General features: G+C 74.9%; 16 protein-coding genes. 10 read left to right on the forward strand and 6 right to left on the reverse strand.

Annotated features, from left to right (window positions below):
• Positions 1-100: 100 nt before the first annotated feature.
• From A2U95_RS21275 to A2U95_RS21285, 3 genes are all read right to left on the reverse strand, one after another.
• A complete protein-coding gene (locus A2U95_RS21275; protein ID WP_166025725.1) occupies positions 101-808 on the reverse strand; it encodes a Pvc16 family protein in 708 nt (235 codons plus the stop codon).
• On the reverse strand, positions 805-3,993 hold the full coding sequence (locus tag A2U95_RS21280; RefSeq protein ID WP_240957509.1) for a hypothetical protein: 3,189 nt from the start codon (positions 3,991-3,993) through the stop codon (positions 805-807). Before A2U95_RS21280 ends, A2U95_RS21275 begins: the two co-directional genes overlap by 4 nt.
• A 183-nt stretch (positions 3,994-4,176) precedes the next feature.
• On the reverse strand, positions 4,177-4,908 hold the full coding sequence (locus A2U95_RS21285; RefSeq protein ID WP_420857033.1) for a helix-turn-helix transcriptional regulator: 732 nt from the start codon (positions 4,906-4,908) through the stop codon (positions 4,177-4,179).
• A gap of 209 nt (positions 4,909-5,117) precedes the next feature.
• Between A2U95_RS21285 and A2U95_RS21290 the strand changes: the two genes are divergently transcribed.
• Complete coding sequence (locus A2U95_RS21290; protein WP_240957510.1) at positions 5,118-6,467, forward strand: COG1470 family protein; 1,350 nt, start codon at positions 5,118-5,120, stop codon at positions 6,465-6,467.
• Positions 6,468-6,992: 525 nt separating this feature from the next.
• Entirely contained in the window at positions 6,993-7,478 is a 486-nt protein-coding gene (locus tag A2U95_RS21295) for a MarR family winged helix-turn-helix transcriptional regulator (RefSeq protein ID WP_166025729.1), read from the forward strand.
• Here A2U95_RS21295 and A2U95_RS21300 read toward each other — a convergent pair.
• Together A2U95_RS21300 and A2U95_RS21305 are read right to left on the reverse strand one after the other, a co-directional pair.
• Positions 7,368-9,254: a PP2C family protein-serine/threonine phosphatase gene (locus tag A2U95_RS21300; RefSeq protein WP_166025731.1), complete on the reverse strand. Its 1,887-nt coding sequence runs from the start codon at positions 9,252-9,254 to the stop codon at positions 7,368-7,370. The genes A2U95_RS21295 and A2U95_RS21300 overlap by 111 nt on opposite strands.
• A gap of 204 nt (positions 9,255-9,458) precedes the next feature.
• Entirely contained in the window at positions 9,459-10,631 is a 1,173-nt protein-coding gene (locus tag A2U95_RS21305) for a PP2C family protein-serine/threonine phosphatase (protein ID WP_166025733.1), read from the reverse strand.
• 201 nt (positions 10,632-10,832) lie between these two features.
• Here A2U95_RS21305 and A2U95_RS21310 point away from each other — a divergent pair, with 201 nt between their 5' ends.
• The 3 genes from A2U95_RS21310 (at position 10,833) to A2U95_RS21320 (ending at position 14,708) form a co-directional block, all read left to right on the forward strand.
• A complete protein-coding gene (locus A2U95_RS21310; protein ID WP_166025735.1) occupies positions 10,833-11,267 on the forward strand; it encodes a MarR family transcriptional regulator in 435 nt (144 codons plus the stop codon).
• 424 nt (positions 11,268-11,691) lie between these two features.
• Positions 11,692-13,119, forward strand: coding sequence for an FG-GAP and VCBS repeat-containing protein (locus A2U95_RS21315; RefSeq protein ID WP_240957511.1), 1,428 nt, complete (start codon positions 11,692-11,694; stop codon positions 13,117-13,119).
• 107 nt (positions 13,120-13,226) lie between these two features.
• Positions 13,227-14,708: an FG-GAP and VCBS repeat-containing protein gene (locus tag A2U95_RS21320; protein WP_166025737.1), complete on the forward strand. Its 1,482-nt coding sequence runs from the start codon at positions 13,227-13,229 to the stop codon at positions 14,706-14,708.
• Between the two features lie 101 nt (positions 14,709-14,809).
• Here A2U95_RS21320 and A2U95_RS21325 read toward each other — a convergent pair whose 3' ends face one another.
• Positions 14,810-15,439, reverse strand: coding sequence for a fascin domain-containing protein (locus A2U95_RS21325; RefSeq protein ID WP_166025739.1), 630 nt, complete (start codon positions 15,437-15,439; stop codon positions 14,810-14,812).
• Between the two features lie 637 nt (positions 15,440-16,076).
• Here A2U95_RS21325 and A2U95_RS21330 point away from each other — a divergent pair.
• The 5 genes from A2U95_RS21330 to modA all read left to right on the forward strand — a co-directional run bounded on the left by A2U95_RS21330 (position 16,077) and on the right by modA (position 21,482).
• On the forward strand, positions 16,077-18,683 hold the full coding sequence (locus tag A2U95_RS21330; protein WP_240957512.1) for an FG-GAP-like repeat-containing protein: 2,607 nt from the start codon (positions 16,077-16,079) through the stop codon (positions 18,681-18,683).
• Positions 18,684-18,974: 291 nt separating this feature from the next.
• A complete protein-coding gene (locus A2U95_RS21335; protein WP_043247736.1) occupies positions 18,975-19,178 on the forward strand; it encodes a cold-shock protein in 204 nt (67 codons plus the stop codon).
• 122 nt (positions 19,179-19,300) lie between these two features.
• A complete protein-coding gene (locus tag A2U95_RS21340; RefSeq protein ID WP_166025743.1) occupies positions 19,301-20,176 on the forward strand; it encodes an NAD(P)H-binding protein in 876 nt (291 codons plus the stop codon).
• 137 nt (positions 20,177-20,313) lie between these two features.
• Positions 20,314-20,718 carry a TOBE domain-containing protein gene (locus A2U95_RS21345; RefSeq protein WP_166025745.1) on the forward strand — a complete coding sequence of 135 codons (405 nt, stop codon included), beginning with the start codon at positions 20,314-20,316 and terminating at the stop codon, positions 20,716-20,718.
• Positions 20,715-21,482 carry a molybdate ABC transporter substrate-binding protein gene (gene modA / locus A2U95_RS21350; RefSeq protein WP_166025747.1) on the forward strand — a complete coding sequence of 256 codons (768 nt, stop codon included), beginning with the start codon at positions 20,715-20,717 and terminating at the stop codon, positions 21,480-21,482. The genes A2U95_RS21345 and modA overlap by 4 nt, the downstream gene beginning before the upstream one ends.
• Position 21,483: the final 1 nt, after the last annotated feature.

Consider the following 21,483-nt stretch of genomic DNA (forward strand, 5'->3'; position numbering starts at 1 on the left):
GGGCCCGTGCCCGTGCCGCGGCCGGCCCGGGCGGCGGGCCCGGTGTCGGACCCGGCACCGGTACCGGGGTGGTCGCGCACGGGCGGTTCGGCGGCGTGCGTCACGGCTGGCGGTCCCCCCGACGGCGGCGCCGGGCGGGGGCGGCCCCCCGCTCGCGGGGGCCGGCGAAGCCCTCCGGGCCCGGGTCGCTCGTCTCCAGGTAGCGCAGCCGTCGCCCGGACTCCGTCCCCCCGCCCTCGCTCCGGACGGCGGAACGCACCACGAGCCCTTCGGTGACCGGCGGGGCGGCGGCCGTGGTCGCCCCGGCGAGCGGCGCCCGTACCCGCACTCCCAGGGACGCCTTCAGCTCCCCGCCGAGCGCCGACCACACGTCGGCGGCGGCCGGCACGTCGGCCGCCGCTCCGGCGGTGTCCACGGCGACGGTCAGGCCCAGCTCGGCGAGCGTGCCGGTGAGCAGCCGCCGGGGGAGGGTGTCGGTGGCCACCAGGCAGGTGAGCACCTGGGAGAGCAGCCGGTGCTCGTCCTGCGGGCGGCTCGCCCACGCCGTGACGAGGTACGTCAGCTCGAACCACCGGGGCGGGGTGCGCCGCGCCACGAGGTGCCCGTCCTCGTCGTACACCTCGCCGGCGCCGCTGCCGCGCCGGACGGCGTCCTCGCGGATGTCGTACAGGAAGACGCAGACCGTCGGCGCGCTGCGCCGCGCGGCCCACTCCCGGGTGGGCGCGTCGAAGACCACCTCGACGCCCGACGCCTCCAGGCCCGACTCGCCGAGCAGCCGGCGCAGCCCCTCGTCGACCTCGTGGATCACCGGCGGGTCACCTCGTCGGGCGGCTGCACGCTGCCGCTGACCACCAGGAAGTCGGTTCTCACCGGTGAGAAGCCGGGGCCCCGGGCGGTGATGACCCGCGGACCGGTCTGGTCCTTGGCGAGGATGAGCAGCTGGCCGATGAACGTGCCGTCCGGCTTCGGCACGGTGGGCGCCGCCGCCGCGGTGATGCCCGGCTTCCAGGCGAACCGCACCGGCGCTCCCGGCGGGAAGTCCTCGCCGCGCACGGAGGTGACGAAGCCGGGCTTGCCGACCTCCGGCACCGCGACGATGCGCGGCTGGAGGATGCGCAGCCGCTGCCGCGCGGTGTTGTCGCTCCGGTCGGCGTCCGTCCCGGTGGTGGTGAGCTCACCGGTGACCTGGCCGGTCAGCGCCTTGTCGGGGCTGAGGACGACCCGCACGACGGTGCTCGCGCCCGGTTCCAGGTCCGGCAGGGCGCACAGCCAGGAGGAGTCGCAGCCCGGCGGCGGCCCGCCGTCCGGGATGCCCGCGGGGAGTCCGACGCGCAGCCGCAGTCCGGTCGCCAGCGCGTTGCGGCCGTTGCGCACGGTGTACGTCACCACGACCCGCCCGCCGACGTATCCGGGGTTCGGCTGCGCGGTGACGCGCAGTCCGGGCCCGGCCGCGGGCGCGGGCGGCTCCGGCGGCACGGTGGCGGGCGGCGGGGTGGTGGGCGTCGGCGGGGTCGGCGTGGGCGTCGGAACCGGCGGGGCCTCGCGCACCGGCACCAGGGTCCGGCCGGCGTTGTCACCGGGCCGCGGATCGAGGACGGCGCCGGTCACCGACCAGCCGACCTGCGCGTCGCCGGGGACGAGCCCGGTGAGGGTGACGTCCACCGGCACGGTCGCACCGGGCGGCACCACGCCGACGTCGCACTGGAGGGAGGCGGCGTCGCAGTCGCCCCCGGGCCGGGTCATCCCCGTGACCCCGACGCCGGCCGGCGGCACGACGGTCAGCCGGGTGCCGGGCGAGGCGGCGGGACCGTTGTTCACCACGTCGACGCGGACCGTGGTGGAGCGGCCGACGGTGACCCCGCCCGCGATGCCGGGCGCCCGGACCGCGAGGTCCACGGACTGCTGGACGCTCGGCTCCTTCTGGCGGCCCGGGAGCGCGCCGGTCAGGGAGACGAGGTCGCCGGAGGCGATGTCCAGGAACTTGATGCTCTCGGGGCTGTTGGCGGCGACCCGGGCACGGGCGCTGAACACCAGGCCCGCGCCGTCGGCCGTCCAGGCGGCGTCGCGCGGCTGGTGCGGTCCGGTGCCGGAGGTGTCCGGCAGCTCCCGGCCGCAGGCGCCGGCCTGCTCGCGGGCGGCGGCGGGCAGCAGCACCCGGCACTCGTCGCCCGACGCGGACACCAGGAGGATGCCGTTGCGCTCGTCGGTCCGGCCGCCGCCGTTCTTCCGGTTGAAGGCGATGCTCCGCCCGTCCGGGGAGAAGGCCGGGCTGTCGTCGATGACCTCGCAGGCGCCCGGGCAGTTCCCGGCGCTCAGGTCGCGCTGCCGGCCCAGGTCGTCCACGCGCGCGGTCCAGACGTGCTTGCTGCCGCCGCGTCCGTCGATCACGTGGTTGCGCGTGAAGGCCAGGGTGGTTCCGTCGGAGGACCAGGTGGGCTGGGCGTCCTGGCCCGGCAGCTCCTCGTCCGGTGGGACGATCCTGCCGGTGATCGCGCCGGTGGCCACGTCCGCGACGAGGATCTCGCTGGTTCCCGCGGCCTCTCCGACGCCGCCCGGCGACACCCGGGTGAAGGCGAGGCGCTTCCCGTCCGGGGAGAACGCCGGGTCGGTGTCCCAGTCGCCCGGGCCGCGTCCCTGGAGCGGCAGGTACGCCTCGTTCCGGCCGTCCGCGTCCGCGATCCAGATCCGCTCGGTCCGGCGGTCCCGGGGACCTTCGAACCGGGTCACCACGATCCGCCGGCCGTCGGGCGTGTAGCTCTGCCGCTCGGTCCACGGGTCGTAACCGGCCCGCGGCCGGAACAGCGGGTCCTTGGCGGGATCGGTGTTCGTGTCGGCCTCCGGGTCCTCCGTCAGGACCGCCAGTCCCAGGTCCCGTGGATCGGACCCGTCGAGCCGCACGTCCTGCAGCGTCGCCTCCTGCGGTCCGGACGCCGAGGTGCGCTCCACCACCGCGCGGCCGCCGTCCAGCGGGCCGAGCCAGGTGGGCGAGAGGACCTCGCGGTTCTCGTTGAGCACCAGCGCCGGGGTGGCGGCCGAGTACGCCGGCGTCCGGAACACGTGGTCCCAGTCGCCCTCGCACTCGCAGGTGGTCTCCGGGCTCAGGAACAGGACCTCGTCCCCGCCGGGCAGCCACGCCGCCCCGTGGGCCCGCCACTCGGCCCGCGCGCCGCCGAGCAGCGGCTTGTCGGTGGACCCGTCGGTCCCGTCGGTCACCCGCAGCCGGGTGCCGTTCTGCCCGTATCCGGCGGGGGTGGAGGTGTAGGCGATGAGGTCCCGGTGCTTGCCGTCGCCGGCCGGGTTCCACACCGGCTCGGTGGCCGTGCCCCTCGCGGGATCGGTGACCCGCACGGCGTCCCCGCCGGCCAGGGGCCGCACGTGGATCTGCCGTCCGGCCGAGGGGTCGCTGTCCGTGGAGTACGCCAGGCGCAGCCCGTCCGGGGAGACCGTCGGCCACTCCTCGTCGGCGGGGGTCCTGGTCAGCCGCTTCAGTCCGGTGCCGTCGGTGCGCACCCGCCACAGGTCGCGCTGGCTGCCGCCGTCCGCGCCGCCGGACCCGGCCGAGTCGAAGACCACGGACCCGCCGTCCGGCGTGAACCGCGGGTGCGCCGCGTTCATGCCGCGGGTGAGGCGGAGCACGGAGCCGTCGGCGGACCGCAGGTAGACCTGCGGGTTCTTCTCGTCGCGACGGCTCGCGAAGACGAGCCGCTCGCCCAGGGCGGACGGCTGCGTGTCGAAGTGGGCCGGTCCCGGGCGGAACAGCGGGGTGCTGGAGGTGGTGGTCCTCGCCTCGCCGAGGCTGCGGTGCCGGGTGCCGGCGTAGGCGACCCGGGTGACCGCGGCGTCCCGGGTCTCCGCGGCGGCGGCCACCCGCGGCGCGGAGGCCGCGTCGTCACGGCCGGACGCCACGGTCACCCCCAGCAGCGGGAGCAGCAGCAGCGACACCAGGCCGAACCGCCCCAGGCGGTACCGCCCGCCGGGGCCAGCGGTTCTCATCACGGTCCCCCTAGCAGTCGGTGCGGCATCCGGATGTGCCCCCGCCACCCTGCGGCACCCGTGCGGGGCGCGGCAGGGCGGCGGGGCCATACCCGGGGGAAGCGCGGGATGCGCTTTCGGGCAGTGCCCGTTCCCGGGCCGCCCGTGGCGGGACGGCCGTGGCGGGACGGCCTCCCCGGGCCGTCAGATCAGGCCGTTGCGGAGCGCGTAGCCGACCGCGTGGGCCCGGTTGCGCAGCTGCAGCCGCGTGATGACCTCGTGCAGGACGTTCTTGACGGTCCGTTCGGAATAGGCGGTCTTGCGGGCGATCTCCGCGGTGTCCAGGCCCTCCGACACCATGCGCAGCATGTCCGCCTCCCGCGCGGTCAGCGTGGACAGGGACATGCCCCGTGGGTCGAGCGCCGAACGCTGGAGGCTGCCCACGTGGGTGAGCAGCTTCCCGAGCAGGTCGCCGGGCAGGACGCCCTCGCCGTTGGCTATGGCCAGGACCAGGCGCAGGAGCTGGTCCTGGTCGGCCTCGGCGCGCCGCAGCACCGCCGCCACACCGCACTCGATGACGCGCTGCAGCGAGCCGGAGCCGAGGGTCGCGACCACCAGGCCGGTACGGGTGCCGGTGTTGTGCCGCAGCTTGTGCAGCAGGGCCGCCACGTCGTCGTCCACGTGGTCCACGACCACCAGCGACACCTCCGCCCGTTCGGCGTCGGGTTCGGCGACCAGGTCGACCTCGGGGCGCTGGCGCAACTGCTGGACGACGCCCAGGCGCAGGACCGGGTCCGCGGCGTAGACGGCCACGGTCACGCGCTCGGCGCGTTCGGAACGGGAAGTCCTGCGCATGGTCCAGGACGGAGTGGGCACATGTGCGGGGGCGGGCATGACGGCGGAGTCGGCCGGAGCGGCTTTCTCTGTGGTGGGCATAACGGCTTACCTGTTCAGGGTGAGGGGGGTGGAGTCGCACGGCGGCACGGCTGTGGAGGGAGTGCGCCGGAAGGCGGCGCCCGCGGCGCGACGGACGGTGGCGGCACGCCCGCTTCACGGGCCGCGCGTGACCGCCGGGGCACCGTGACTGCCCGGACTTTGCCCCCGCGCCCGTCGTGCCGGCCCGGGCGCGGCCCTAGCGTGGCGGCGTGACGCCTTCTGCAGCCTCTTCCCGTCCCGGCACGCCCGGTCTCGACATCCCGGAAGTGACCGTGGCACCGGGTGACACCGCCACGACGAGTCTCACCGTCCGCAACGACAGCGACATCGTCGAGGCGTACAGCCTGGAGGTCGTCGGGGACTGCGCATCCTGGACCACCGTGGAGCCCGCCCGGGTCTCGCTCTACCCCGGCACCTCCGAAACGGTGACCGTCCGGCTGGCACCGCCGCGTTCGCCGGAGGTCCGGGCCGGTGAGGTGCCCCTCGGCGTGCGGGTCCTGCCGGCCGAGCACCCCGACGCGGTGCAGGTGCTCGAGACCACCGTGCACGTGGAGGAGTTCCGGGAGCTGCACGCCGAGCTGGCCCCGCGCCGTCGCCGCGGCTGGCTGCGCGGCCGCTACCGGCTGGCCGTGCAGAACCGGGGCAACGCGCCGGTGGAGGTGGGCTTCACCGCCGGCCAGGCCGGCGAGGAACTGGCGTTCGCCTTCAGCCCGGCGGACCGGAAGCTGGAACCGGGCGAGTCGGCGGAGATCGGCCTGCGCGTCCGCACCGGCACCCCGGTGTGGTTCGGCGCCCCCGTGGTGTGGCCGTTCACCGTGGACACCGCGGAAACCGGCGAACGGGAGCCCGGGCAGGACGAGACCGCCGTCCGGACGCCGCTGGACGCCGAGTTCGTCCAGATCCCGGTCTTCCCCCGGTGGCTGCTCGTGGTGCTCGCGGCGCTGCTCGCCCTGCTGCTCGCCTGGTTCACGCTGGTCCGCCCGGCGGTGCGCAGCGCGGCCAAGGAGGCCGCCGCCGAGGCGGTCGCACCGAACCCCTCGGCCGCCGGGGAGCGGGGAACGGCAGGACAGCCCTCGGGCACCGGCACCGGCGCAGGAGCCGGCACCGGATCGGACACCGGCGCCGGCGGCCAGGGGACGGGCGCCTCCTCCGGGCCGGGCGGCGGCGCCCCGGCCGGGAACGGTGCCGCGGTCGGCGGCGGCCCGCAGATCTCGGAGACCATCGACGTGCAGACGGCCGGCGGGAGGACCAAGACCGGCACCTACCGGGTGCCCGCGGGCAGCGTCTTCGGAGTGACGGACATCGTTGTCGCCAACTTCCAGGGCGACGAGGGGCTGCTGACGATCACCTTCGGCGACCGCAAGATCACCACGATCGCGCTGGAGACCTTCCGCAACCAGGACTACCACTGGGTGACCCCCATCAAAATCCCCGAGAACGACACCGTGACCGTCGAAGTGACCTGCGGGAAGCCCGGGACACCGGCGTCCGGCCGTCAGGCGCAGGAGTGCCACGAGGTCCTGAACGTGAGCGGCGTACTCACCCGCACCACGCAGTGAGCCCAACCCCACCTCTGAGGCATTGTCGACCGAAATAACGCGTATACGACAAGAGTTGACTCTTGTTCCGGCCGGAAACAATCCGCATGGGGCCGGAAAGCGACACCTCGGCCCCCGGGTTCCGGGCCGGGGTCGGCCTCTCTCCGGCCGGTACGCCTCCGCGACCGCCGACGGCGCCGGACCTCGTCACCCGCTCCGTGAGAAACCCCGGGCCGCCGGCCCGGGGGCCCCGTGGGCCCGGACGCCGGGATCCGGTTCCTCGCGCGGGGCGTGACCGGACGGCAGGCGTGCCACCGGGTCCACGGCCCGGTTCCACGGCCCCGCGCCACGGCCCGCGCGGGGCATCCCTCGTCCCTCCTCGCCGGCCCACGGCCTGCCGCCCGCCCGCCCGACGCCCACGGTCATGACCGCGCCACCGGCGCGCCGGCCGGCGGTGTCGTCCGGAAGTCCTCGGGTACCGCGTACGCAAGTACGTGGTGCTTCCATGGACGATCTCGGGCAGGAGCTACTGAAGATGATGCGGACGTGACCCGCCCCGGCGACTCCCAGAACGGCCGGCCGGACGGACCGGGCGACGACCTCCTGTTCGTCGCCCGGGAGATCGCCGATGCCGTGGACGGGCTCGCGGAGCTGTGGACCGTGGCCGCCCAGGGCGCGAGTCTGCGCCTGTCGCCGCACCAGTTGCGGGCCCTGCGGCTCCTGGAGGCCAGGCCGGAGCTCAATCTCACCGCGCTGGCCCAGGGCATGGGGATCGGCTCGCCGACGGCCAGCCGGCTGTGCGACCGGCTGGAGGCGGCCGGCCTGGTCAGCCGCCTGCTGCATCCGCACGACCGCCGTGAGGTGCGGCTGGTCCTCACCGGGCTCGGCCGGCAGGTGCTGGGCGAGGTGGCCGTTCTCAGGTCACAGGCGCTCGCCGCGGCACTCGCCCGCATGGATCCCGTCGCGCGGGAGGCGCTGCGCCGGGGGATGCGGGCCTTTCCGGCGGCCCGGGCGCGGGACGACCCGCGGTGACCGCCCGGTCGTCAGCAGGTGGCACAGCAGCAGGCACACGTCGTCGTCGCGTTCGGAGGTGTGCAGGAGCGGCTTGAGCAGGCCGTCGGCGACGGCTTCGAGGTCCTGCTCGATCTCGGGCGTGGTGAGCGCGCCCAGCATGTCGCCGAGGCGGGCGATGCCGGGGTCGATGCCCTGCGCGCGGCGCTCGACCAGGCCGTCGGTGTACAGCGCCAGGGAGGAGCCGACGGGCAGCTCGGCCCGGTGGTCGGCGTAGACGTACGGGAGGGGGATGCCCAGCATCACGCCCGGCTTGTCGTCGAGGATCCGCACCGTGCCGTCGGGCCCGCGGACGACGGCGGGCAGGTGGCCGGCCGACGCCCACACGACCTCCGGTTCGCCGGGCCGGAAGCGGGCGATCATCGCGGTGGCGTACAGCTCGGGCTGCAGGTGACGGAGCATGCCGTGCAGGCGGGTGAGGATCGCCGCGGGGCTCTCGTTCTCGACGGCGTAGGCGCGCAGGGCGGTGCGCAGCTGGCCCATGACGACGGCCGCGTGCAGTCCGTGCCCGGTGACGTCCCCTATGACGGCCAGCAGGCTGCCGTCGGGCTGGATGAAGGCGTCGTACCAGTCGCCGCCGATGTTGAGGCCGCGGGTGGCGGGCAGGTAGCGCGCGGCCAGCAGCAGTCCGTCCTGGGAGGGCAGCTCGGTGAGCTGGGCGCGTTGCAGGGTCTCGGCCGTGTCGCGGGACTGCTCGTAGCGGCGGGCGTTGTCCAGGGCGATGCCGACCCGGCGGGCGAGTTCGACCAGCATCACCGACGTGTCCCCGTCGAAGCGGGGGCCGGGGGAGGTGAGGGTGAGGACGCCCACCAGGCCGCGCGCCAGCAGGGGGATGGCCAGCACCGGCCGCTCGGGGGACAGCCTGGAGGCCCGGAGGTCGTCCACGCCGGGCAGCTCACCGGGGAACGGGGCGGCGTGCTGGGGGCGGCCGGTGCGGGCGGCGACCACCGCGGCCTCGGTGCGGTCCGGTACGCCGCGGGTGCCCTCCTCCTGGCTCTCCTCGCCGAACAGCCAGATCTCGAGGTGCTCCGCGTACTCCGGCACCAGCAGTTCCCTCAGGCGGTTCAGGATGTCCCGGTGGCTGAGGGAGGCGGTGATGGCGGCGCTGGCGTCACCGAGGAACGCCAGCAGGCGCCGGGCCCGCTCGGCCTCGGCGCGCGCGTTCCGCTCGGCGTCCAGCAGGTCGCGGTGGGCCAGCGCCGCGGTCGCCAGGTCCGAGTGGAGGGCCACGACGCCCTGGTTGGTCTGCTCCAGTTCCTCCCGGTGCAGCCGGACGAGCTCCTCCTGCTCGTCCAGCAGGCGCAGGACGTCCGCGGTGTCCTCGTCGGCCCGCAGCAGGGCCTCGGCCAGCAGGGCCTCGTCCGAGGAGGGACCGGCCGGCGGCGGACCACCGGCGGGCGGCGGGCCGTGCGGCTCGTCCGGGGCGGACCGGCGCGGCAGGCGGCAGGTGAGGTCGGGCTCCTCGTCCGGGACCGGCCCGCACGCGGCGCGGCCGACCGGCCGCAGCCACACGTCGAGCCGGGCCCCGTCACCGGCGGCCCGCCCGGTGTGGAGCAGCAGTTCCCACTCGCCGCCGCCGGCGAGGCAGCGGCGCAGCCGCGCGCTCAGCGAGGTGAGGAAGCGCGCCCGCTCCGGCGCAGCCGCTCCCGCGTCGGCGGCGACGCGCGCGACGGCCGCACGGGCCCGGGCGGCGTCGGCGGCCGACGCGACCTTCCAGACGTCAGGACGCGCTGTCATGGGGTTCCGGTGGTTCGGAGGGCCGCCGCGACGGGAGCACGGACGAGGGATCGTGCTTGGTCACCCGCATCGTCTCCCTGCTGCGGCCCTCGACCGGGCCTGTCCGATGGCACACCACCGACGATTATTGTCTCATGGCAACTGATGTGGCGAGGGTGTGGGGCCGGACGACACGGGATCGTCACAACCCGGCGGCCCCGCCGTTCACGCTCCGGCCGGCCTCCCGTGCCAGTCGAGGCACACGACCAGGGCGTCGTCGTCCGGGACCCGCTTCCCGCGGTGACCCGTCAGCTCCCGGAGGATCGCCCTCGGCACCTCGGCGGCGGGCAGCAGCCGGGTGGAGTGGATCGCGCGGGAGAGGGCCGAGTCGCCGTACGCCTCGCCCTTCGGCGAGGCCACCGCGTGCACCCCGTCGCTGACGAAGACGAGACGGTCCCCGGGCTCGGCCTGGAACTCCTGGGCCACGTAGTCGGTCTCCTCGAACATGCCCAACGGCAGCTGGGCGTCGAAGGTGACGTGCTCCACGGAACCTCCCCGCAACCGCAGCAACTGGGGAGAACCCGCGTCCACCACCCGGGCCCGGCCGGTGGCCAGGTCGAACTCGAGCATCAGGACGGACAGGTAGCAGCGCCCGCGGTAGTGGGCGTAGACGGCCTGGTCCGCCAGGGCCGCCTGGTCGGCGATGGGTATGTCCGCGCGCCGGGCGTTGCGCAGGGCGTTGATCGCCAGGCTGGTCAGCAGCGACGCCTCGATGCCCTCGCCCATGCCGTTGGTGACGTACAGGGTGAGGCGGTCGCCGCTGGTGGACCAGTCGAAGTTGTCGCCGAAGATCGCGTACGCCGGTTCCAGCTGCGCCCCGATCTCGAACTCCGGGCGGGAGCAGGAGCGGCCCGGCAGCAGGTGCCACTGCATCTCGGCGGCGAGCGTGAGCCGGTCCTTGCGGCGGGCCTGCAGGAACAGGTCGGTGTCGCGCTCGGCCACGACCACCTCGTGGCCCAGCACCTCGGCGATGTCGGCCAGCTCCCCCTCCCAACGGCGGACGGCGTCGCCGTCGGGCAGGGTCACGGTCAGCACCCCGAGCCGGTCGCCGCGCACGCTGACCGGCAGGTGCAGGCGCGCCTTCCCGTCGCGCCCGTCCTCGCGGAACGGCCGCTGCGAGCCGAAGGCCCGGCCGGCCGGGCTGCCGTGGACCGGCATCGGCTCCAGGGTGTGCGGCAGCACCGACACCGGCTGCAGGACGCTCACTCCGTAGTCGGCCATGTAGAGCTCGACGCCCTCGGCGCCGTACTGCTCCCTCAGGACGGCGCGGACGACGTCGAGCAGCGCATGGGGAGTCGATCTTCGAAGGGCGCGCTCGGCGGCCACGAACCTGTGCATTGAGTATTTTTCACCATTCCTTCGCCGGACGAACGTACGTACGCCGCCAGAAAACGGGGACCCTGGAGCAGTCGCGTCGGTCATTCCGGGTCACCCGGGACCGGCGGGCGCGCCTAGTACGCTGACAGGCACCCCAGTCCCTGCGAGAGTGTGACCGTGACCGCCTTCCGCCGCTGCCCAGAGCCCGACGAGGTCGCGCGCGTGACCACGACGGCCGCCGAGCTGCTGGAGGTCGTCTGGGGCCGCGCCTCGACGGCGCCCACCTCCGCGTCCCAGCTGCGCGTGCTGCACATCCTGGAGCACCACGACGGCATCAACCTGCGCACCCTCGCGGAGTCCCTGGCGTCCACCCCGCCCTCCACCAGCCGGCTGTGCGACCGGCTGCAGGCCGCCGGCTTCGTGGAGCGGGTGACGAGCCCGGAGGACCGGCGCGAGGTGCGCCTGCACCTCAGCGGCCGGGGCCGCGTCTTCCTCGCCGACCTGCGGGACCGCAGGGAGAAGGAGGTGCGGGAGGTGCTGGCGGACATGCCCGCCGCGAAGCGGATCGCGCTGCTGGAAGGGCTGGAGGCGTTCTGCGCCACCGCGGCGGCGCAGATACTCGGCGCCGCTCCGGATTCCGACAGCCGGACCGCCTGACCCGCCGCTCCCGGCGCCGGCGCCGCCGTTCGGCGAGCGGCCGTGGCGCGGAGCGGTCTGCGCCCACCCGAGCATTCCAGGTCCTTCCCCGCGCCCGTCCGAACACGGTTACTTTGTTGTCTGACGGCTATTGTTGTCAAACGGCAACTATGCCCCTGACGACCCTTACCGGGACCCGGATACCCCGTAATGGGCCGTTCTGTCACGACATGCTCCGCCGGTCTCCCGAACGGGCGACGGGACCCGCGAAGTCCCGGGCCGGCGGCGGCGCAAGGCTTCTTCTTCCCGCCGATCCCCGGTCGGCCACCCACGTCTGCCGGCCGTCCGTCCCGCGGGCGGGGGCGCGGGCCCCGTCGTGCAACCCTCTGCCCGCCGCGCGTGTCCTACACCACCGCAGGCGGAACCCACCGACGGGAGCAGGACATTGCGGATCCGTACCTTCACCCTCGCGGCGGCGGCCGTCGCCCTCGCCGTCGCGGGGCCGGTCGCTCCGGGCGCCGTCGCCGCGCCCTCCGGGCTGTCGGACGACTTCGACGGTGACGGGTACCGCGACCTGGCCGTCGGCACGCCCAAGGCGAACGGCGGCATGGTCACCGTGCTGTTCGGCTCGTCCGCCGGCGTCGACCCCGCCCGGTCGGTGACCGTCACCCAGGACACCCCGGGAGTCCCCGGCGGTTCGGAGTCCGTGGACCAGTTCGGCGAGAACGTCACCAGCGGCGACGTCGACGGCGACGGCTACGCCGACCTCGTCGTCGGCGCGCCGTACGAGGAGATCACGGGCAGGCCGAGGGGCGCGGTCACCGTCGTCTGGGGCGGGGCCAGGCCGTTCACCTCCGGCGGCGTCATGCTCACCGCCCCGGACGCGGCGTCCGACCGGTTCGGGACGGGCGTCGCCTTCGCCGACCTCGACGGCGACGGCGGCGGCCAGCTGGTCGTCGTCGGCGCCGGCGCCTTCCGGTACTTCGACGACGGGGTGCCCGCCCAGGACGGGGCGCGGGAGCCGGAGACGGACTTCCTGCCCGACGGCGTGCTCCTGGACGGGATCGTCGCCGGCCGGTTCTCCGGCGGCGGCGCCGGGGACTTCGTCCTGCACGGCCGGCTGGTGGACGACGGCGCGGGAACCGGCGCCGGCGGCAGCCACCTGGGGCTGCTCCGCGGCGGCCCCGGCGACGTCGGCCGTGACTACACGGTGCTGGACAGCCCCGGCGCCGCCGCGTGGGACCGGGCCGTCGCGGCGGGCGACATCGACGGCGACGGGTACGACGACCTGGTGACCGGCGACCGGGACGGACCGGCCGGCGGCTCGTTCGACGTGCGGTACGGCAGGGCGACCGGGCTGCCCGTCACGGGCACCGGGTACACCCAGGCCACCGCCGGCGTGCCGGGCGCCGCCGAGACCGGCGACGCCTTCGGTCACGCCGTCGCGGTGGGCGACGCGACCGGCGACGGCTACGCGGACGTCGCGGTCGGAGCGGCGCAGGAGGAGGTGGACGGCCGCCGGGGCGTCGGCAACGTCGTGTTCCTCAAGGGCGGTCCGTCCGGCCTGACCACCGGCGGGGCCCGGTCCGTCCACCAGGCCACGTCCGGGGTCCCGGGCGCCGCCGAGGCCGGCGACCACTTCGGCTCCTCGCTGCGGCTGCGCGACGTCGACGGTGACGGCAGGGCGGACCTGACGATCGGCGCGTACGGCGAGGACGTGCTGGACGGCGGGTACGACGACGGCGCGGCGTGGGTCCTGCGCGGCGCGGCCACGGGCCTGACGACGTCGTACGCGACCGCGTTCGACGCCGAGGACTTCCCCGCCTACCCCTTGGTCCCGGGCCGCAAGTTCGCGGACGTCGTCGCCCGCTGACCCCGCCGCCGTGGAGCGGACACCGCCGCGCACCGGCACAACCCACGGCGCCGTCCGGACGTCCCACGGGTGAACTCCCCGCCCGCCCCTACCGCCTTGGAGCCCCCGTGCGCACACGGACCCGGACCCGTACCGCCGCCGGCGTCGTCGCCGCGGTCACCGCCGTGCTGACCCTCCCGGCCGTCCCGGCCTCGGCCTCCCCTCCCGCCGCCTCCGCCCCTTCCGCCGCGACCGCCGCGACCGCCAGCGACTTCAACGGCGACGGCTACGCGGACCTCGCCGTCGGCGTGCCCGAGGGCGCGGTCGACGGCAGGGCGCGGGCCGGGTACGTCAGCGTCCTCTGGGGCGGCGCGCAGGGCGTCGGCGCCCACGGCGGCACGCGGATCAGCCAGGCCACCGCCGAGGTTCCGGGCGTCCCCGAGGCCGGTGACCGGTTCGGCTCCGCGGTGGCGCTGGTGGACACGAGCGGCGACGGCGTCGCGGAACTGCTCGTCGGCGCCGCCGGCGAGGACGTCGGCTCCTTCTCGGACGCCGGTTCGGTCACCGCGGTGGCCGGCGCCCGCGGCGGCACCCGTCCCGGCTCGGTGGTCGCCACCGGCCCCGCGGCGTCGGCGGCGTACGGCCTGTCGGTCGCCTCCGCGGACCTCACCGGCGACGGCGGCCGGGACATCGTGGTCGGCGGCAGGGGCAAGGTGGTCGCGCGGACCGCCGACGGCGTCTTCGTCACCGTCGTCACCGACCACATGGGCGACCGCGCCCCCGTCCTCGCCACCGGCGACTTCGACGGCGACGGCACGGCGGACCTGGCGGTCGGGTACTGGTCGACGGCCCCCCGCATCCGCTCGCACGTGCGCCTGTACGCCTGGGACCAGGCCGAGCGGGCCCTGCTCAACTTCTGGAACACCGACAACGCCGGCGTCTCCGCCCTCGCCTCGGGCGACTTCGACGGCGACGGCTCCGACGACCTGGCCCTCGGCGAGTGCCGTGAGATCGCCGACGAGAACATCGACGACCCGTGCGGCCCCGAGGAGTTCTCCGGGGGCGGCGGCATCCACCTCCACTATGGCAGCGCCGGGACCGGCTGGTTCGGGAGCCGCCGGCAGACCCTCGGCCAGGACACGGCCGGCGTGGCGGGCGTCGCGGAGGACGGGGACCGCTTCGGCGCCGCCCTCGCCGTCGCCGACGTCAACGCCGACGGCCGCGACGACCTGCTCGCCGGCGCCCCCGGCGAGGCCATCGGCACCCGGGCGGGCGCCGGCGCCTCGACCCTCCTGTTCGGGGGACCGGCCGGCCTGGTCGACGCGTGGGGCGGGGGCCGCTCGGTCGCGCTCCACCAGGGCAGCCCGGACGTGCCGGGCGCCGCCGAGACCGGCGACGCCTTCGGCGCGGCCGTCGCCACCGGCGACCACGACGGTGACGGCGGGGCCGACCTGGCGGTCGGCGCCCCGGGCGAGAACGCCGGCTCGGGCGGCGTGTGGCTGCTGCCCCGGGCGGGCGCCGCCGGGTCCGCCGCCGTCACGCCGGGCAGGATCGGCCTGCCCTCGCCGTCGAGCGCGCTGTCCTACGGCAGGTACGTCCACAGCCGGTGACCGCCGGGCCGGCCGCCGGGCCGAACCGGCGACGCGCCCCGGGGCGGTGCTCCGGGGCGCGTCGTCACCTCGTCACCTCGTCGCGCCGTACGGCGTGGAGGTCAGACGCCGAGGTCGTAGAGGTTGAACTCCTCCCAGCTGCCGGTGATGTCGGCGGAGCGGGCCCGCAGGGCGTACTGCAGCGAGCCGGTGTAACCGTTCTCCATGGCGACGAACAGCCCGTTGCTGGCGGACTGGAGGGCCCAGTGGTCGAGCTCCTCGTTGTGCCAGAGGACGAACCGCTCCCAGCCGCCGGCCGAGGCGGAGCGGGCGCGCAGCAGGTTCTCGGACGCGCCGGTGTAGTTCTGCTCGACGGTCACGTAGCGGTTGTTGGCCAGGGACCTGACGGCGTAGGTCTGGGTGGCCTCGTCCCATTCGAAGGAGAGGCTCTCCCAGCCGCCGATCTTGTCGGAACGGGCGCGCAGCACACCGGTGTTCGGCGCGGTGTGGTTCAACTCGGTGGTCACGAACTTCGCGTTCTTCACCGACTCCAGGGCGAGCGTGAGCGGCTCCTCCGCGGCGGCCGAGACGTCGTCGGGGTTGTCCGTCACCCCGGCGATCTCGCGCAGCTCGCCGGCGGAGACGGCGTCCCAGCCGCTGGGCGCGGAGGCCCGCGGCGCGGCCTGGGCCGTCGGCGCGGCCAGCGCCGAGGCGGCCACGAGAGCGCTGAGGGACAGGAGGACAGAGGTCATGCGTCGCACAGGTATTCCTCACCTTTCGGCACGTCGGATTCCACGGGCGGCGGTCCTGCGGTTCCCCGGCAGTTGCGAACCCCAGGACTCCCGGCCCCCCGCACAGCCACCCGGACGCCCCTCCCCGGGCGCCCGAGCGGTCGCCCCACGACCCGGCGGAGCGGTCCCACAGTACGGGCGGTGACCGTGTTCCGGCAGTTGTCCTCGCTGGTCAGAGGGGGTCTGGGACACGGCCGTGACGATTCCGGATGCGTTCCTCGGGCGGCCACGCGAAAGGCACTTCCCGTTCCCTCCCGGGACCCTTTCCGGACACGTCCCCCCGGCCGTCACCGGCGGCCGCCACGGTCCGCGTGCAACCTTCGGCGGGCTCGAAGAGTCATGTTCATGAAGCCGGGATGTTTTCCGCGGACGCGTATCCCGCGCATCCGCCGGGCGGGAAGCCGGCCGCACGCCCCACGCGTGGCGCGGTTCCGCCTCCCCTCCCGCACTCGACGCGACAAGGCGTCATCTACGTGAGGTAGGAGTTTTGAGACGTCGTACGACAGCACATGCCTACCGCCCGCTGAGCATGAAGCGCAGAGCCTGGATCACCCTGGGCGCCGTGGTTCTCAGCGGCGGTGGCGTAGCCACTTACGCGATGGCCGATCCGCCGGCCGACGCGCCCGCCGAGCAGGCGCGTTCCAAGCGCCCGGTACGGGTGTACGACCTGGCGCTCCCCGGCAACAACGCCGAGAAGGAGCTGCCGCGCACGCGGACCGAGCTGTTCTCGATGCTGGGCGTCTCCTGGGACGCCGCCGAGAAGCAGCTGGAGGGCACCGCACAGGTCCGCACCCGCAGCACGGAAACCGATGAGTGGTCCGGCTGGAAGGACCTCGAGTTCCACTCGTCCCCGCCGGAGGACCCGACCGCCGAGATGCGCGGCGCGTCCGAGCCGCTCTGGGTCGGTCCGTCCGACGGCGTCGAGGTGCAGGTGGTCCGCGAGGACGGCAGCACCGCCGCGATGCCCAAGGGCATGCAGGTCAACCTGATCGACCCGGGTGTCGTCACCACCGCGGAGACGAGGTCCACGGACATCCAGCTCGAGCCGGTCGCCTTCGGCGCCGCGAGCGAGGAGACCACCGCGCCCGCGGCCGGGGAGACGACGGCGCCGCCGGCCGGGGAGACGACTCCTCCGCCCGCCGAGGGGACCACCCCGCCCGCCGAGGAGACCACCCCGCCCGCCGGGGAGACCACCCCGCCGGCCGAGGGGACCACCCCGCCGGCGCCCGAACCGTCCGAGACGGTGCCGCCGAAGCCGACCGCCCCTCCGTCCACGGTCACCCGGCCCCCGATCATCAGCCGGGCGCAGTGGGGGGCCGACGAGTCGAAGGTGCAGGACCCGGCCGAGTACATCGAGAAGGTCGACGCCGTCTTCATCCACCACACGGTCGGCTCGAACAGCTACAGCTGCGCGCAGTCCGCGGCGCTGGTGCGCGGCGTGATGGCGTACCACATCGAGACCGAGAAGTGGAACGACCTCGGTTACAACTTCCTGGTCGACAAGTGCGGCCAGATCTTCGAGGGCCGCGGCGGCGGCGCCGACCTGCCGGTCAAGGGCGCCCACACCTACGGCTTCAACGGCTACTCCGCCGGCATCGCCTTCCTGGGCGACTTCGAGGGCGTGGACGGCAAGCCGGCCGGCCGGCCCACCCGCGCCGCGCTGGAGTCGGCGGGCCGCCTCGCCGCGTGGAAGCTCGGCCAGTACGGCGGCGACCCCACGGGCAAGGTCACGCTGGAGGCCGCCGGCGACACCGGTGTCTGGGACCAGGGCGAGCTCGCCACCCTCGACGTGATCTCCGGTCACCGCGACGGCTTCAACACCGCGTGCCCCGGCGCCGCCCTGTACGCGAAGCTCGGCGAGATCCGCCGGATCGCGGCGAGCCCGCTCGCCCACTCCGCGGTCCCGACCGCCGACTTCAACCGTGACGGCGTCACCGACCTGGTGGCGGGCGTCCCGCGCGCGTCGGGCGGCGCGGGCAACGTGGTGGTCGTCCCCGGCTCCACGGACGGTCCCGACGGCACCCTGCGCAAGGTGATCTCGCAGAGCTCCGAGGGCGTCGCCGGCGCCTCCGAGTCCGGCGACAACTGGGGCGCCTCGAGCGCCTGGGGCGACGTGGACGGTGACGGTCACGCCGACCTGGTGGTCGGCGCGCCGGGCGAGGACGGCGGCGCGGGCACGGACGCGGGAGGCCTCACCGTGCTGTACGGCCCCTCGCTGACCCGCTCCGGGTTCGTCCCCGATCCCGTCGCGAAGGCCGGCGCCAGGATGGGCGGCACCGTCGCGGTCGGCGACTTCGACGCCGACGGCAAGGCGGACGTGTTCACGGCCGGCACCGGCAACGGCGGCGCCTGGAGCACCAGCCTCTCCGGCAAGGGGACGCGGTCCGGCAATCTGACCACCGCCACCGGGGCCGTGGCCCACCTGGACTCGGCGACCGGCGACTTCAACCGCGACGGCTACGCCGACGTGGCCCTCAACTACCGCGACCAGTCCTCCGTGGGCCGGGTCACCTGGTTCAAGGGCTCCGCCACCGGCCTGGCCAAGGTGAGCGTCCTGTCCGTCAAGGGCGGCCGCTCCATCGCCGCGGGCGACGTCAACGGCAACGGCTACGACGACATCGTCATCGGCCAGCCGTACACCGCGGAGTCCGGCGCCAAGGCGGGCGGCCAGGTCACCGTCGTCCCGGGCACCTCCACCGGGTTCACCACCACCGGGATGAAGACGGTCCACCAGGACACCGCCGGCGTCCCGGGCTCCGCCGAGAGCGGCGACGCCATGGGCTGGTCGGTGTCGGCGGGCGACCAGGACCTGGACGGCTACGCCGACGTGCTCGTGGGCGCGCCGCGCGAGGACATCACCCGCAGCGGCAACCGCGCCGACGCGGGCATGGTGTTCCTGCTGAAGGGCAGTTCCTCCGGCCTCACCGGCACCGGGGCGCTCGGCTACAGCCAGGACACCGCGGGCATCTCCGGCTCCACCGAGACCGACGACCGGTTCGGGTCGGCCGTGGTGCTCCAGGACCTGTCCGGCTGGGGCCGTGCGGACCTGGCCATCGGCGTCGAGGGCGAGGACTCTTTCAACGGAACCCTCCTCCAGATGGACTCCGGCAGCTCCGGCGTCTCCACGGAGGGCGGCGTCTACTACGGCCGCTCGGTCCTGGGCACGCCGGCCGGCGGGCACCTGGGCGAGGTCCTGCAGCCGTGACGGCGCGGGGCGGGGAAGTGCCGGCCGCGGCACTTCCCCGCCCCGTCACTTTTATTCCGGAACTCGCATGAATTTCCGGTGCGGATTTTTTTCCGCTGCGGCCCGGGACCGTTCGGGAATCCTGTGCTACGGTTGGCACCAGTTGCAGTTTTGGTTACCAGAGACTTCTTGAGTGCTCTCAGACGACCTTTACGTCGCCGGGAGCACTCTTTTGTATTTCCGGATATTGCCAGAGCAGCGACCCCGGGGCCACGAGGTGTGGTTCCGGAAACTGCCCAGAGGGAGATTCACATGGCATCCGGCACCGTTAAGTGGTTCAACGCGGAAAAGGGCTTCGGCTTCATCGAGCAGGACGGCGGCGGCGCCGACGTCTTCGCCCACTACTCGAACATCAACTCCTCCGGCTTCCGTGAGCTGCAGGAGGGCCAGCGCGTGAACTTCGACGTCACGCAGGGCCAGAAGGGCCCGCAGGCGGAGAACATCACCCCCGCCTGACGCGTACCGCGCACCACGCATCGCAGGACCGGGCCCGCACTCCTCGTGAGTGCGGGCCCGGTCCTTTTTCCGTCGTGGACGGGACTTGCGCGTCTCCCGGGCAGGGGGGAGATCCTGTGGCCATGCGCATGGTTGTGACCGGGGCCGCCGGAAGTCTGGGCACGCGGGTGATCGAGGAGCTGCTGGAGCGGGTTCCGGCGGACGGCGTGGTCGCGGTGGTGCCGAGCGGGAGGCACGGCGCGGCGTTCGCCGCGCGGGGCGTGCGGCTCGCCGTCGCCGACCACGACGTTCCGGAGAGCCTGGTCTGCGTGTTCCGGCCCGGGGACCGGGTGCTGCTGGTCCCGGGGGACGGCCCGGCCGCGGACCGGGCGGCACAGCACCGCCCGGTGGTGGAGGCGGCCGACGCGGCGGGGGTCGCGCTGCTGGCCTACGTGAGCGTGCCGGGGGCGCTGCGGGCCCGCGCGGCCGACGTCCACCGGCGCACGGAAGGGCTGGTCCTGGCCTCCGGCCTGCCGTACACGCTGCTGCGCACCAACTGGTGCACCGAGCTGTACACCGGGCGGCTGCCGCTGGTGCTGCACCTGGGCGCGGTCACCCAGGCCGCCGGGGACGGCCGGATCGCCTCCGCCTCCCGCGCGGACTACGCCGCCGCGGCCGCGACCGTGCTCACCGGCGTGGGCGGGGGCCACGAGAACCGGACGTACGAGCTCGGCGGCGACACGGCGTGGAGCCTGTCCGAGTACGCGGCCGAGATCAGCCTCCGGGCCGGACGGGAGATCCCGTACCGCGCGGTGTCCTACGACGCGTACCTGGATTCCCTCACCTCCGCCGGACTTCCCGGGCCCGCGGCCGAACTGGTCGCGGGGGTGGACGCGTCGATCGCCCGGGGCGAACTGAGTGGCGTGAACGGTCAGTTGTCGCGGCTGATCGGGCGGCCGACGACGCCGATGCCGTGGTCGGTGGCCGAGGCGATGCGGGGCCTGGCGGGGGCGGGCTGACCCGCCGGCCACCCCCTCCCGCCCTTCCCGCCCCTCTCCCCCGCTCCGCGCAGCCGGCCGGCCCTCACTCGCGGATGCGAGGGACTGAGCGGCTTGAGGCTTGAATCCGCGCGCTTTCCGGCCCTAGGTTGGCGCACATGCGGGAATACTCCATGGGCCGGGCGGCCCGGCTGCTCGGCGTCAGCGCGGACACGGTCCGGCGGTGGGCGGACGCCGGCCGGCTGGCCACGCGGCGGGACGACGGCGGACGACGGGTGGTCGACGGCCGCGACCTGGCGGCCTTCGCGGTGGAACTGGCGCGGGACGAGGACGGGGACGGCCCCGCGTACACGTCGGCGCGGAACGCGTTCCCCGGGATCGTGACCGCGGTCACGCTGGGGGACGTGGCGGCCCAGGTGGAGATCCAGGCTGGTCCGCACCGGCTGGTGTCGCTGATGACCAGGGAGGCCGTCGAGGAACTCGGCCTGGAGGTGGGCGTGGAGGCCACCGCCCGGGTCAAGGCGACCAGCGTCCACGTCGACCGCGCCGCGGAGCGGCGGTGAGGCCCGCCCGGCGTTGGGCCGCGGCGGTGCTGGCCGCGGTGACGGTGCTCTCCGGGTGCGCGGGGCAGGAACCGGATCCGACGGTCACCGTCTTCGCCGCCGCGTCCCTCAGGGAGTCGTTCACCACCCTCGGCGAGGAGTTCGAGGACCGGCACCCCGGCACCGAGGTCGAGTTCAGCTTCGGCGGCAGCGACACGCTGGCCGCCGGCATCACCGGCGGCGCCCCCGCCGACGTGTTCGCGTCCGCCGACGAGGCCACCATGGCCCGCGTCACGCGGGCCGGCGGCACCTCCGGCGAGCCCGAGGTGTTCGCCCGCAACCGCCTCCAGATCGTCACCCTCCCCGGCAATCCGCACCGCGTCCGGAGCCTGGGCGACCTGGACCGTCCCGAACTGAAGGTCGTGCTCTGCGACTCCTCCGTCCCCTGCGGCGCGGCGTCCCGCGCGGTGCTGAGGACCGCCCGGGTCCGGCTGAGCCCCGTCTCCTACGAGCAGGACGTCAAGAGCGCGCTCACCAAGGTGCGGCTCAAGGAGGCGGACGCGGCCCTGGTGTACGCGACGGACGTGCGGGCGGCCGGGGACACGGTGACGGGGGTGGAGTTCCCGGAGGCCGACACGGCTCTGAACAGCTACCCGATCGCCGTCCTCGACGACGCTCCCCAGCCGGAGCGGGCCGGGGAGTTCGTCGCGTTCGTGCGCTCGGCCGAGGGCCGCCGCGTGCTGCGCGCGGCCGGGTTCCTGGAGCCGGCTCCGGGAGCGCCGTGAG

The organism is Streptomyces chilikensis (assembly GCF_001642695.1).
Lineage (GTDB): Bacteria > Actinomycetota > Actinomycetes > Streptomycetales > Streptomycetaceae > Streptomyces > Streptomyces chilikensis.

Excerpts from the sequence above, each read along its gene's own strand:
- A2U95_RS21280 (WP_240957509.1), bottom strand. The coding sequence starts at position 3,993 with ATGAGAACCGCTGGCCCCGGCGGGCGGTACCGCCTGGGGCGGTTCGGC.
- A2U95_RS21285 (WP_420857033.1), bottom strand. The coding sequence starts at position 4,908 with ATGCCCACCACAGAGAAAGCCGCTCCGGCCGACTCCGCCGTCATGCCC.
- A2U95_RS21300 (WP_166025731.1), bottom strand. The coding sequence starts at position 9,254 with ATGACAGCGCGTCCTGACGTCTGGAAGGTCGCGTCGGCCGCCGACGCC.
- A2U95_RS21305 (WP_166025733.1), bottom strand. The coding sequence starts at position 10,631 with ATGCACAGGTTCGTGGCCGCCGAGCGCGCCCTTCGAAGATCGACTCCC.
- A2U95_RS21325 (WP_166025739.1), bottom strand. The coding sequence starts at position 15,439 with ATGACCTCTGTCCTCCTGTCCCTCAGCGCTCTCGTGGCCGCCTCGGCG.
- A2U95_RS21330 (WP_240957512.1), top strand. The coding sequence starts at position 16,077 with ATGGCCGATCCGCCGGCCGACGCGCCCGCCGAGCAGGCGCGTTCCAAG.
- A2U95_RS21335 (WP_043247736.1), top strand. The coding sequence starts at position 18,975 with ATGGCATCCGGCACCGTTAAGTGGTTCAACGCGGAAAAGGGCTTCGGC.
- A2U95_RS21340 (WP_166025743.1), top strand. The coding sequence starts at position 19,301 with ATGCGCATGGTTGTGACCGGGGCCGCCGGAAGTCTGGGCACGCGGGTG.
- A2U95_RS21345 (WP_166025745.1), top strand. The coding sequence starts at position 20,314 with ATGCGGGAATACTCCATGGGCCGGGCGGCCCGGCTGCTCGGCGTCAGC.